Raw genomic sequence first — 13,548 nt, 5'->3', positions numbered from 1 at the left:
GCCGACAAGCGCGGCGCCCGAATCCTGTCGCATCACCTGTCGGCGTACCCGCGGGTCACTGATCAGACTGGTGCATCCCGCAACCGCCACACGAGGGGAACCCATCCATGATCGGCTCGCGCATCGCCGCCGTCGGCCACTACCAGCCCGCCCGGGTGCTCACCAACGAGGACCTGGCGGGCATGGTCGACACCAGCGACGAGTGGATCACGAGCCGGGTCGGCATCCGCACCCGTCACATCGCGGGCCCGGAGGAGCCCGTCGACGAGCTGGCCGCGCACGCCGCGGCCAAGGCGCTGGCGTCGGCCGGCCGCACCCCCGGCGACGTCGACCTGGTGCTGGTCGCCACCTCCACCGCGATCGACCGCTCGCCCAACATGGCGGCCCGGGTCGCCGCACGCCTGGGCATCCCCGGTCCCGCCGCGATGGACATCAACGTGGTGTGCGCCGGATTCACCCACGCGCTCGCCACCGCCGACCACGCGGTACGCGCCGGATCCGCGCGCCGCGCACTGGTGATCGGCGCCGACAAGATGTCCGAGGTCGCCGACTGGACCGACCGCACCACCTGCGTGCTCGTCGGCGACGGGGCGGGCGCCGCGGTCGTCGAGGCGACCGGGGAGTCCGAGGAGCCCGGGATCGGGCCCGTGCTGTGGGGCTCGGTGCCGGAGATGGGCAACGCGGTGCGGATCGAGGGGACACCGCCGCGGTTCGCGCAGGAGGGCCAGAGCGTGTACCGCTGGGCGACCACGCGGTTGCCGTCCATCGCCCGCCAGGCCTGCGAGAAGGCGGGGTACGCCCCGGAGGACCTCGCCGCGGTCGTGCTGCACCAGGCCAACCTGCGGATCATCGAACCCCTCGCGCTCAAGATCGGCGCGGTCAACGCGGTCGTCGCCCGGGACGTCACCGAGTCGGGCAACACCTCGGCCGCGAGCATCCCGCTCGCCTTCGCCAAGCTCGTCGAGCGGGGCGAGGTGACGTCCGGCGACCCGGTCCTGCTGTTCGGCTTCGGCGGAAACCTGTCCTATGCCGGGCAGGTCGTCCGCTGCCCCTGACGGTTCCCCGTACGCCTCCGTCAGCCCCTCGGGCGGAAGTCCCTCGTACGGGTGTGACGCGGTCGGCTCCCCTCTGTCCGGAGCCTGTGCGCCGTAGACTGTAGACGAAAGACAATCACCGTCGGCGGTGCCGTACGACCGGCCCTGCGGCCGGGCGGGGGCCTGCCGGGGAGGGGGACCGCGATGCTGTCGACCGGACTGCCCCAGGGGGCGGTGCCCAGGATCGAACGACCGGGCCCGCTGCGCGACCGTGTCTACGAGGCACTGCTCGAACTCATCACCACGCGCACCCTGGGGCCCGGCCGGCATCTGGTCGAGAGCGAACTCGCCGGCCACCTCGGCGTCTCCCGGCAGCCTGTGCGCGAGGCGCTCCAGCGGCTGAACACCGAGGGGTGGGTCGACCTGCGCCCGGCCCAGGGCGCGTTCGTGCACGAGCCGACGGAGGCGGAGGCCGACCAGCTCCTCACCGTCCGCACGCTGCTGGAGGCGGAGGCCGCCCGGCTCGCCGCGCTCAACGCCGACAGCGCGGGCATCGAGGTCCTGGACGAGATCGTGGCGCTGGGCCTGCAGGCCGTCGCCTCCGACGACGTGGACGAGGCCGTCGCCCTCGACGCCCGCTTCCACACCAAGATCATGGAGTTGGCCGGCAACGCGGTCCTCGCCGAACTCGCCGCCCAGGTCGGCCGCCGGGTGAGCTGGTACGACACCCCCGTCGCCCGGCAGCGCGGCGGGAAGTCCTGGGCCGAGCACCGCGACCTGATCACCGCCCTCGTGAACCGCGACGAGCGGCTGGCCGAGCGGCTCATGCGCGAACACACCGAGCGCACCCGCCGGTCGTCCCTCGAACAGGTGAAGTCCCCGAGATTCTGACGGTGAGTACCCGGGGCGGGCGGATCCGCGCGAGCCTCTTTGTCCTGTGAGTGGAAAAAGTAGGGGGGAATTCCTGCGCGATTTCTTCCCACCTCCGGCAGCCGCTGCTACGTTCCCTTCGAAAGCGCACCACACACGTGGCCGGAAACCGGCGCGCAGAGACCGATCGAGGCGGGGAGGGGTTCGTGAGACGCATGACGGCACGGCCCGCGAACGCCCACCAGGCCCGACTGCTCAGGCTGTTGCGCGACGGTGGACCCAACTCCCGTGCCCAACTCGGCGACCAGGTCGACCTCTCCCGGTCGAAGCTGGCCGTGGAGGTGGACCGGCTGCTGGAGACGGAACTCGTCGTGGCCGACGGACTCGCCGCCTCGCGCGGCGGCCGGCGCTCGCACAACATCCGCCTCAACCCGCACCTGCGGCTCCTCGGCGTCGACATCGGCGCAACCTCGGTCGACGTCGCCGTCACCAACGCCGAACTGGAGATCCTCGGGCACATCAACCAGCCCATGGACGTACGCGACGGACCGGTCGCGGTCTTCGAGCAAGTACTTTCCATGGCAGCGAAGCTGAAAGCCTCGGGACTCGCGGAGGGGTTCGACGGCGCCGGTGTCGGCGTCCCGGGTCCGGTCCGGTTCCCCGAGGGCATCCCGGTGGCGCCGCCGATCATGCCCGGCTGGGACGGCTTCCCCGTACGGGAGGCGCTCAGCCAGGACCTCGGTTGCCCGGTCATGGTCGACAACGACGTGAACCTGATGGCCATGGGGGAGCAGCACGCGGGCGTCGCCCGCTCCGTCCCCGATTTCCTCTGCGTCAAGATCGGCACCGGCATCGGCTGCGGCATCGTCGTCGGCGGTGAGGTCCACCGCGGTACGACGGGCAGCGCCGGCGACATCGGGCACATCCAGGCCGTACCCGACGGCCGCCCCTGTGCCTGCGGCAACCGGGGCTGCCTGGAGGCCCACTTCAGCGGCGCGGCCCTCGCCCGGGACGCGCTGGAGGCCGCCCAGCAGCAGCTCTCCGCCGAACTCGCGAGCCGTCTGGAGACGAACGGCACGCTCAGCGCCGTCGACGTCGCCGCCGCGGCTGCCGCGGGGGACACCACCGCGATCGACCTGATCCGCGAGGGCGGCAGCCGTACCGGCCAGGTCATCGCCGGCCTGGTCAGTTTCTTCAACCCCGGCCTGGTGGTGATCGGCGGCGGTGTGACCGGTCTCGGCCACACCCTGCTCGCCGCCATCCGCACCCAGGTCTACCGCCAGTCGCTGCCCCTGGCGACCGGCAACCTGCCCATCGTCCTAGGGGAGTTGGGCCCCACCGCCGGAGTCATCGGCGCGGCCCGGCTCATCAGCGACCACCTGTTCTCACCCGCGTAAACAGCCCGCGGCAGCACGGCATCCGGCTCCACCGCACGCGACAGCTCTGCCCTCCACCGGGCAAAGCGGCCCACCGTATCCACTCACGGGACAGCGCACCGGCACCACGTACTCCCACCCCGCCACACGTACGACCCCGCACGACCCGCACCGTCCCGGCAATCCGGCCTGCCCGAAAACACCCTCCCCGCAAGGGGATCGCCCTGACACCGGCCCGCACGCCCGCCGAGGGGAATCCGCATGGCACCCGAACCACCGCTGCTCACCATGTCCGGCATCACCAAGTCCTTCCCCGGCGTCCGGGCCCTGGACGGCGTCGACCTCGACGTCCAGGCCGGCGAGGTGCACTGCCTGCTCGGCCAGAACGGCGCCGGCAAGTCCACCCTGATCAAGGTGCTGGCTGGTGCCCACCAGCCCGACACCGGCACCATCCACTGGCGCGGCGAAGCCGTCACCCTGCGCTCGCCGATCGCCGCCATGCGCCTCGGGATCGCCACCATCTACCAGGAACTCGACCTGGTGGAACACATGACGGTCGCCGAGAACGTCCACCTCGGTCAGGAACCGACGACCGCCGGGTTCGTCGTCCGCCCCAGGACCGCCAGGGAAGCGACGGCCGAGCTGCTGACCCGGCTCGGCCATCCCAAGATCGAACCGGGCCGTGCGGTCGGGCAGTTGTCGGCTGCCCAGCAGCAGATCGTCTCCATGGCGCGGGCGCTCTCGCACGACGTACGCCTCATCGTGATGGACGAGCCGTCGGCCGCGCTCGACCCGGACGAGGTCGACAACCTCTTCCGCATCGTCGCCGACCTCACCGCCGACGGCGTCGCCGTCGTCTACATCTCGCACCGCCTCGAGGAGATCCGGCGCATCGGCGACCGGGTGACCGTGCTCAAGGACGGCCGCGCCGTCGCGGGCGGGCTGCCCGCCGAGTCGACGCCGACCCGCGAGGTGGTCGCCCTGATGACCGGCCGCGACGTCGAGTACGTCTTCCCCGAGCGCCCGGCCTTCCCACCGGCGGCCGAACCGGTGCTGACCGTCGAAGGGCTGGCCCGCACCGGCGAGTTCGCATCCCTCGACCTCGTCCTGCGCCCCGGGGAGATCGTCGGGCTCGCGGGTCTCGTCGGCTCGGGGCGCTCCGAGATCCTGGAGACGATCTACGGCGCCCGCACACCGGATTCCGGCCGGGTCCTGGTCGACGGACGCACCCTGCGACCGGGCAGCGTGCGCGCCGCCGTCCGCGCCGGGATCGGACTCGCTCCCGAGGAACGCAAGGCGCAGGCCCTGCTCATGCTGGAGTCCGTCACCCGCAACGTGTCGCTCTCCGCCATGTCCCGCTTCTCGCGGGCAGGCTGGGTCGACCGCGGCGCCGAACTCGGCGCGGCCCGCGCCGCCACCCGCGAACTCTCGCTGCGGCCGGACAACCCGGACGTGCCCGTGCGCACCCTGTCCGGCGGCAACCAGCAGAAAGCCGTGCTCGCCCGCTGGCTGCTGCGCGGCTGCCGGGTGCTGCTGCTCGACGAACCCACCCGCGGCGTCGACGTCGGCGCCCGCGCCGAACTGTACGCAGTCATAAGGCGGCTGGCCGACGAAGGCCTCGCCGTGCTGCTCGTCTCCAGCGAGGTGCCCGAGGTGCTCGGCCTCGCCGACCGCGTCCTGGTGCTCCGTGAGGGGGACGTCGTTCACACGGCGCCTGCCCGGGAGCTCGACGAACACCGTGTACTCGACCTCGTCATGGAAGGAAGCCCGGCGTCATGACGCAGCCCGTCTCCCCGCCGCGGGACAGCACCGACAAGGCGCCTTTGGCCGGCGAACCGCCCGCCTGGCATACCGTGTTGTTCCGCGTCGACGTCCGCACCCTGTCACTGCTCGGCGTCCTCGCCGCGCTCGTCCTCATCGGCGGCATCACCAGGCCGGACGAGTTCCTGGACACCCGCAACCTCCAGCTCGTCCTCACCCAGGCCTCCGTCATCGGTGTCGTCACCGTCGGCATGACCTTCGTCATCACCTCGGGCGGCATCGACCTGTCGGTCGGTGCGATCGTCGCCCTGGCCTCGGTGTGGGCGACCACGGTGGCCACCCAGGAGTTCGGTTTCGCCGGCATCCTGTTCACCGCCGTCCTCGTCGGCGTCGGCTGCGGGCTGGTCAACGGGGTGCTGATCGCCTACGGCGGGATGGTCCCGTTCATCGCCACCCTCGCCATGCTCGCCTCGGCCCGCGGCCTGGCCCTGCAGATCACCGACGGGCGCACCCAGGTCGTCACCCTCGACAGCGTCCTCGACCTCGGCGAACGCGACGCCTATGTCCTCGGCATCCCGCCGCTGGTCCTGGTGTTCGCGGCGGTCACCGTCATCGGCTGGCTGGTCCTCAACCGGACCACCTTCGGACGCCGCACCGTCGCCGTCGGCGGCAACGCGGAGGCGGCCCGGCTCGCCGGCATCGACGTCCGCCGCCAACGCCTTTACCTGTACCTGCTGTCGGGGCTGTGCTGCGGCATCGCCGCCTTCCTGCTGATCGTCCTGTCCGGCTCCGGCCAGAACACCAACGGCAACCTCTACGAGCTCGACGCCATCGCCGCCGCGATCATCGGCGGCACCCTGCTCACCGGGGGCCGCGGCACCATCGTCGGCTCCGTGCTGGGCGTCCTGATCTTCACCACGATCACGAACATCTTCGCCCTGAACAACCTGCAGAGCGACGTCCAGCAGATCGCCAAGGGCGCGATCATCGTCGCCGCCGTGCTGGTCCAGCGCCGCACCGCGAGCACGACCTGACGAAAGGATTCACCGCCATGCCAGAGCCGACACCTCGTACGAGCCGCAGAGGGCTGCTCTTCGGAGCCGCCGCCGTGTCCGCCGGAGTCCTCGTCACCGGCTGCACCAGCAACGAGCCCAGCGACGCCGAGCCGGCCGCGAGCGACCGGCCGGCCGCCGACGACAAGCCCGGCAAGCCGGTCACCATCGGCTTCGCGGGACCGCAGGCCGACCACGGCTGGCTCAACGCCATCAACGACAACGCCGAGAAACGCGCCGCGACGTACTCGGACGTCACCATGGAGGTCACCGAGGGCTCCAACGACACCGCCCAGCAGATCGGCCAGATCGAGACCCTCATCAACAAGAAGGTCGACGTCCTGGTGGTGCTCCCCGCCGACGGCAAGGCGCTCACCCAGGTCGGGCTGAAGGCGATGCGTGCCGGCATCCCCGTCGTCAACCTCGACCGCATCTTCAACTCCCCGCAGGCGTACCGCTGCTGGATCGGCGGCGACAACTACGGCATGGGCCTGAACGCCGGGCACTACATCGGCGAGAAGCTCAAGGACACCCCCGACGCCCGCGTCATCGAACTGGCGGGGCTGGACAACCTCGAGCTCACCAAGCAGCGCACCCAGGGCTTCGACGACGCGCTGAAGAACTACCCCAACATCAAGAAGGTGGCCCGCCAGGCCGCCGACTTCACCGTCGAGTCGGGCCAGGCCAAGATGGCCCAGCTCCTGCAGGCCCAGTCGAAGTTCGACGCGCTGTGGAACCACGACGACGACCAGGGCATCGGCGCGCTGCGCGCCATCGAACAGGCCGGGCGCGACGACTTCCTCATGGTCGGCGGCGCGGGCGCACTCTCCGCCTTCCAGGCCATCAAGGCGGACAACGGCGTCCTCAAGGCGACCGTGCTCTACCCGCCGTCGATGGCCGCCTCCGCGATCGACCTCGCCCGCGCCCTCGGCCAGGACAAGGGTGTCGGAGGCCTCGCCGAGTTCGAGATCCCCACCTCGCTGACCTGCTATTCGGCCGTCGTCGACAAGGAGAACGTCGACCAGTACATGTCCACCGGCTTCAAGTGAGGAGCCCCGCCCCACGGGCCTGACCAGCCCACCGGGCGGGGCCCACCCCCGCCCGCCACGACGACGAGGAGGACATCCGTATGGCACAGCCGCAGCAGTCAGATGGGGCAGACAGCGCAGAGACGGGGAAGCCGCCACTGCGCGTCGGCATGGTCGGTTACGCCTTCATGGGCGCCGCCCACTCCCAGGGCTGGCGCACCGCGGGCCGCATGTTCGACCTGCCGTTGAGCCCCGAACTGGCCGTCATCTGCGGCCGGGACGCCACCGCGGTGCGTGCGGCGGCAGACCGCCACGGCTGGGCGGACACCGAGACCGACTGGCGCGCCCTGGTCGAACGGGACGACGTCGACCTCGTCGACATCTGCACCCCCGGTGACAGCCACGCCGAGATCGCGCTGGCAGCCCTCGCCGCGGGCAAGCACGTCCTGTGCGAGAAACCCCTCGCCAACACCGTCGCCGAGGCCGAGGCGATGGCCGACGCCGCCGAACGGGCTCTGCGGCAGGGCCGGCTGGCGATGGTCGGTTTCAACTACCGCCGGGTCCCCGCGACCGCGCTGGCCCGGCGGATGGTGGCCGAGGACCGCATCGGCACCCTGCGGCACATACGGGTGACATACCTTCAGGACTGGCTGGTGGATCCGGCGTTCCCGCTGACCTGGCGGCTGCGCCGGGAGCAGGCCGGCTCCGGCTCGCTCGGCGATCTCGGCGCGCACATCGTCGACCTCGCCCAGTACCTGGCGGGGGAGCGGCTGGCGGGCGTCTCCGCGCTCACCGAGACGTTCGTCCGGCAGCGGCCGCTGCCCGCCGCGCCCACCAGCGGTCCGGCCGCCGTCGAGAGCGCCGGCACCGGCGAGGTCACCGTGGACGACGCCGCCCTGTTCACCGGCCGCTTCGCCTCCGGCGCCCTCGCCTCCTTCGAGGCCACCCGGTACGCCACCGGCCGCAAGAACGCGCTGCGCATCGAACTCAACGGCGAGCGCGGATCGTTGGCCTTCGACCTGGAACGGCTCAACGAACTCTCCTACCACGACGGCACCGAGCCCGCCGCCCACGCGGGCTTCCGCCGCATCCTGGTCACCGAACCCGACCACCCCTACCTGGACGCCTGGTGGCCGCCGGGCCACGGCCTCGGCTACGAGCACACCTTCGTGCACCAGGCCCACGACCTGGTCCACGCCGTCGCCGAGGGCCGCACCCCCGAACCCTCCTTCGCCGACGGGCTGCAGGTGCAGCGCGTCCTGGCGGCCGTGGAGGAGAGTGCCGAGAAGAACTCCGTCTACACACCGATCGCCGCCTGAGAAACCGGGAAAGGCAGACACGCATGCCCCGCGACTTCACACTGTTCACCGGCCAGTGGGCGGACCTGCCCCTCGAGGAGGTCTGCCGGCTCGCCCGCGACTTCGGCTACGACGGACTCGAACTCGCCTGCTGGGGAGACCACTTCGAGGTCGACAAGGCACTCGCCGACCCGTCCTACGTGGCCTCCCGCCGTCAGCTGCTCGACAAGTACGGCCTCAAGGTCCGGGCGATCTCCAACCACCTGGTCGGCCAGGCGGTCTGCGACGCCATCATCGACGAACGCCACCAGGCCATCCTGCCGGCCAGGATCTGGGACGACGGCGAGGGCGAGGGCGTACGGCAGCGGGCCGCCGCCGAGATCAAGGACACCGCACGCGCCGCGGCCCTCCTCGGCGTCGACACCGTCATCGGGTTCACCGGATCGGCGATCTGGCACCTGGTGGCCATGTTCCCGCCCGCGCCCGAGTCGATGATCGACCGCGGCTACGAGGACTTCGCGACGCGCTGGAACCCGATCCTGGACGTCTTCGACGCCGAGGGCGTGCGGTTCGCACACGAGGTCCACCCCAGCGAGATCGCCTACGACTACTGGACCACCGTCCGTGCCCTGGAGGCGGTCGGCCGCCGGCCGGCCTTCGGACTCAACTTCGACCCCTCCCACTTCGTGTGGCAGGACCTCGACCCGGTCGGCTTCCTGTGGGACTTCCGCGACCGGATCTACCACGTCGACTGCAAGGAGGCCCGCAAGCGTCTCGACGGCCGCAACGGCCGCCTCGGCTCCCACCTGCCCTGGGGCGATCCCCGGCGCGGCTGGGACTTCGTCTCCGCAGGCCACGGGGACGTCCCCTGGGAGGACGTCTTCCGCATGCTGCGCTCCATCGACTACCAGGGCCCCGTATCCGTCGAATGGGAGGACGCCGGCATGGACCGGCTCCAGGGCGCCCCCGAGGCGCTGACCCGGCTCAAGGCGTACGACTTCGACCCGCCGTCGGCCTCCTTCGACGCGGCGTTCAACAGCTGAACCGCACGCCCGACGGCAGGTCGGGGACGGGGACCGGAACGTCCGCCGGTCCCCGGTCCGACCTGCCCGAATCCGCTTTGTCCTGCGTCGGGGAAAAGTTCGGGCAACCCCGGTCCAAGGGGTGTTCGCCCCGGGCGAACGCGGTTACCGTCCCTGAAGTGTTCAGGACACCCATGCCTCCGGGGTGACGGCGCACCCCGGCGCCCGCACCGCACGCCTTCGCACCCGTTCCGTACGGCCCCACCCCGTTACCGGAGGGACTTCGTGCACAGAAGCAGACTCACATCCACCCGCACCACGAGGCGTCCCGGACTTCGCACCGCCCTCGCCTTGTTCACCGGCCTGATGCTGGCAGTGGGCACCCCGGCGCCCGTCGCCGGCGCCCACCCAGGACACCCGGAACACGACGGACCGGCAGCCGCCGAGGGGCGGTTCCAGCAGGTACCGCTCGCCAAGGGCGAACCCGAGACGGGCGAGCCGATGTCGCTCACCGTGCTCCCGGACCGCAGCGTCCTGCACACCTCGCGCGACGGCACGCTGCGCCTCACCGACCAGGGCGGCGTCACCAAGGTCGCCGGCAAGATTCCCGTCTACAGCCATGACGAGGAGGGCCTGCAGGGCGTCGGCATCGACCCGGGCTTCGAGAACAACCGGGCGGTCTACCTCTACTACGCCCCGCCGCTCGACACCCCCGAGGGCGACGCCCCGGAGACCGGCACCGCCGAGGACTTCGAGAAGTTCGACGGCGTCAACCGCCTCTCCCGCTTCGTCCTCAACCCCAACGGCACGCTGGACCTGGCCAGCGAGAAGAAGGTCCTGGACGTCGCGGCCTCCCGCGGCACCTGCTGCCACGTCGGCGGCGACATCGACTTCGACGCCGAGGGCAACCTCTACCTGTCCACCGGCGACGACACCAACCCCTTCGCCTCCGACGGCTTCACGCCGATCGACGAGCGGCCGGACCGCAACCCGGCCTTCGACGCCCGCCGCAGCTCCGGCAACACCAACGACCTGCGCGGCAAGATCCTCCGCATCAAGGTCGCCGAGGACGGCTCGTACACCGTCCCGGAGGGCAACCTCTTCGCCCCCGGCACCCGGAAGACCCGTCCCGAGATCTACGCGATGGGCTTCCGCAACCCGTTCCGCATGAGCGTCGACGACGAGACCGGCACCGTCTACGTCGGCGACTACGGCCCCGACGCCGGAGCCGCCGACCCGGACCGGGGTCCGGCGGGACAGGTCGAGTTCGCCAAGGTCACCGAGGCCGCCAACTTCGGCTGGCCGTTCTGCACCGGCGACAACGACGCCTACGTCGACTACGACTTCGCCACCGGAGCCTCCGGCGAGAAGTTCGACTGCGCCGCCCCGAAGAACACCTCGCCGCACAACACCGGCCTCGTCGACCTGCCGCCCGCCCAGGCCGCCTGGATCCCGTACGACGGCGGTTCCGTGCCCGAGTTCGGCAGCGGCTCCGAGTCCCCGATGGCCGGCCCGGTCTACCGCTACGACCCCGAGCTCGACTCCAGCGTGAAGTTCCCCGAGGCGTACGACGGCGACTTCTTCGCGGGCGAGTTCGGCCGCCGCTGGATCAAGCGGATCGAGCAGAACGAGAACGGCACGGTCGCGAAGATCAACGACTTCCCGTGGACCGGCACCCAGATCATGGACATGGAGTTCGGCCCCGACGGCGCGCTCTACGTCCTGGACTACGGCGTCTCCTGGTTCCAGGGCGACGAGAACTCCGCGCTGTACCGGATCGAGAACGCCGAGGACGGCTTCTCCCCGATCGCGGAGGTGAGCGCCGACAAGACCTCCGGAGCGGCCGGCCTGAAGGTCGCCTTCACCGCCTCCGCCGAGGACGCCGACTCCCCGGACCTCGCCTACAGCTGGGACTTCGGCGACGGAACCGAGGGCGAGGGGCTCACCCCCACCCACAAGTACAAGAAGATCGGCACCTACACCGCGACCTTCACCGCGACGGACCCCGAGGGCAACACCGGCAACGCCGGCGTCCGGATCGTGGTCGGCAACACCGAACCCAAGGTGAGGATCGAGGTTCCGGGCAACGGCAGCCTGGCCGCCTTCGGCGAACCGGTTCCCTTCAAGGTGACCGTCACCGACCCCGAGGAGAGGGTCGACTGCTCCAAGGTCAAGGTCGTCTACAGCCTCGGCCACGACTCCCACGCCCACGAGCTGACCAGCGGGACGGGCTGTGAGGGCACCCTCAAGCCGCCCGCCGGGGACGGCGGTCACGACCCCAACGCCAACATCTACGGTGTCGTCGGCGCCAGTTACACCGACGGCGGGGCCAACGGCCAGGAGACCCTGACCGGCACCGCCCGCACCGTGCTCCAGCCGCTGCACCGCCAGGCCGAGCACTTCACCACCCAGTCGGGCGTGTCGGTGATCAACAAGACCGGCGCCCACGGCGGCAAGACCGTCGGCGACATCAATGACGGCGACTGGATCTCCTTCAGCCCCTACCGGTTCGACGGGCAGAAGAAGCTGACCGTGCGGGCCTCCTCCGGCGGCGCCGGCGGCTTCGTCGAACTGCGCACCGGCTCGCCCGACGGCACACTGCACGGCTCGGCGTACATCCCCCCGACCGGTGGCTGGGAGATGTTCCAGAACGTCGACGTGCCCCTGCGGAAGCTGCCCAAGGGCACCACGGAGATCTACCTGGTCTTCCGGGGCGGCGAGGGCGCGCTGTACGACGTGGACGACTTCGAGTTCTCCAAGGAGCCCTTCAAGAAGGGCAAGAAGGTCCTCGTCTTCTCCAGGACCGCAGGCTTCCGCCACGACTCCATCCCGGAGGGCATCGCCGCGCTGAAGGAACTGGGCGGCCCGGCCGGCATCACCGTCGACGCGACCGAGGAGGCCGGACAGTTCACCACGGCCCACCTCGCCAAGTACGACGCGGTGGCCTTCCTGTCCACCACCGGTGACGTCCTGAACGCCGACCAGCAGAAGGCGTTCGAGAACTACGTCAGCAACGGCGGCGGCTACATGGGTATCCACGCCGCCGCCGACACCGAGTACGACTGGGAGTTCTACGGCGGTCTCGTCGGCGCCTACTTCGACTCGCACCCGGCCACCCAGAAGGCCACCGTGCGCGTCGAGGACCACGACCACCCGTCCACCGCGCACCTGAACGACGCGTGGGAACGCACCGACGAGTGGTACAACTACCGCACCAACCCGCGCGAGCAGGCCAAGGTCCTCGCCACCCTCGACGAGACGACCTACGAGGGCGGCACCATGAAGGGCGACCACCCGATCGCCTGGTGCCAGAGCTACGGCGGCGGCCGTTCCTTCTACACCGGCGGCGGCCACACCAAGGAGTCCTACGCCGAGGAGGCCTTCCGCACCCATCTGCTCGGCGGTCTGCAGTACGCCACCGGCCAGGTCAAGGCGGACTGCAAGCCGGACAAGGGTTACCGGAAGATCTTCAACGGCCGGACCCTGGACGGCTGGAAGCAGGCCGGCCCCGGCACGTTCGACGTCAAGGACGGCACCCTGGAGTCCGAGGGCGGCATGGGGCTGCTCTGGTACCAGGCCAAGGAGCTGACGTCGTACTCCCTCAAGCTCGACTGGAAGATGCGGGGCGACGACAACTCCGGGATCTTCGTGGGCTTCCCGGCCTCCGACGACCCCTGGTCCGCGGTGAACAAGGGCTACGAGATCCAGATCGACGCCACGGACGCGCCCGACCGCACCACGGGCTCCGTCTACTCGTTCAAGTCGGCGAACATCAAGGCCCGTGACCAGGTCCTGCGTCCGCCCGGCCAGTGGAACTCCTACGAGATCAAGGTCCAGGGCGAACGCCTGAGGGTGTTCCTCAACGGAGTCAAGATCAACGACTTCACCAACAAGGACCCCGAGCGGAGCCTGACCGACGGCCACATCGGCCTCCAGAACCACGGAGCCGACGACCACGTCTCCTTCCGCAACATCCAGCTGAAGGAACTGCCCTCCTAAGGGCGACCGGAACGGCGGCGGGCGGAGGACGCCGGACCTCCGCCCGCCGTCCCCGCCGGGCCCCGCGCCCGGCACCCCGCTCGTCCCCTCTCTCCGGCGCTCGCGCCC

General features: G+C 70.7%; 9 protein-coding genes. All 9 read left to right on the top strand.

Annotated features, from left to right (window positions below):
- Positions 1-107: 107 nt before the first annotated feature.
- The 9 genes from HUV60_RS03545 to HUV60_RS03505 all read left to right on the top strand — a co-directional run bounded on the left by HUV60_RS03545 (position 108) and on the right by HUV60_RS03505 (position 13,440).
- Positions 108-1,055 (top strand): beta-ketoacyl-ACP synthase III, encoded by a 948-nt coding sequence (locus HUV60_RS03545; RefSeq protein WP_257852347.1) that lies wholly within the window; start codon positions 108-110, stop codon positions 1,053-1,055.
- A 183-nt stretch (positions 1,056-1,238) separates the two neighbouring features.
- Entirely contained in the window at positions 1,239-1,925 is a 687-nt protein-coding gene (locus HUV60_RS03540; RefSeq protein WP_257852348.1) for a GntR family transcriptional regulator, read from the top strand.
- Positions 1,926-2,119: 194 nt separating this feature from the next.
- The gene (locus HUV60_RS03535; RefSeq protein WP_257853147.1) at positions 2,120-3,301 is read left to right on the top strand and encodes an ROK family protein; all 1,182 of its coding nucleotides are present in this window, start codon (positions 2,120-2,122) and stop codon (positions 3,299-3,301) included.
- A gap of 240 nt (positions 3,302-3,541) precedes the next feature.
- Positions 3,542-5,059, top strand: coding sequence for a sugar ABC transporter ATP-binding protein (locus HUV60_RS03530; protein ID WP_257852349.1), 1,518 nt, complete (start codon positions 3,542-3,544; stop codon positions 5,057-5,059).
- Positions 5,056-6,075, top strand: a complete 1,020-nt coding sequence (locus tag HUV60_RS03525; protein ID WP_257852350.1) for an ABC transporter permease — start codon at positions 5,056-5,058, stop codon at positions 6,073-6,075. Before HUV60_RS03530 ends, HUV60_RS03525 begins: the two co-directional genes overlap by 4 nt.
- A 17-nt stretch (positions 6,076-6,092) precedes the next feature.
- Positions 6,093-7,142 carry a substrate-binding domain-containing protein gene (locus tag HUV60_RS03520; RefSeq protein WP_257852352.1) on the top strand — a complete coding sequence of 350 codons (1,050 nt, stop codon included), beginning with the start codon at positions 6,093-6,095 and terminating at the stop codon, positions 7,140-7,142.
- 80 nt (positions 7,143-7,222) lie between these two features.
- On the top strand, positions 7,223-8,440 hold the full coding sequence (locus HUV60_RS03515) for a Gfo/Idh/MocA family protein (RefSeq protein ID WP_257852353.1): 1,218 nt from the start codon (positions 7,223-7,225) through the stop codon (positions 8,438-8,440).
- A 23-nt stretch (positions 8,441-8,463) separates the two neighbouring features.
- Entirely contained in the window at positions 8,464-9,462 is a 999-nt protein-coding gene (locus HUV60_RS03510) for a sugar phosphate isomerase/epimerase family protein (RefSeq protein ID WP_257852354.1), read from the top strand.
- Between the two features lie 264 nt (positions 9,463-9,726).
- Positions 9,727-13,440 (top strand): ThuA domain-containing protein, encoded by a 3,714-nt coding sequence (locus HUV60_RS03505; protein WP_257852355.1) that lies wholly within the window; start codon positions 9,727-9,729, stop codon positions 13,438-13,440.
- The last annotated feature ends 108 nt before the right edge of the window (positions 13,441-13,548 follow it).

It is taken from the genome of Streptomyces sp. KMM 9044 (assembly GCF_024701375.2).
Lineage (GTDB): Bacteria > Actinomycetota > Actinomycetes > Streptomycetales > Streptomycetaceae > Streptomyces.
The sequence above is the reverse complement of the archived record's forward strand: the minus strand, read 5'-3'. Positions and strand labels throughout refer to the sequence as shown.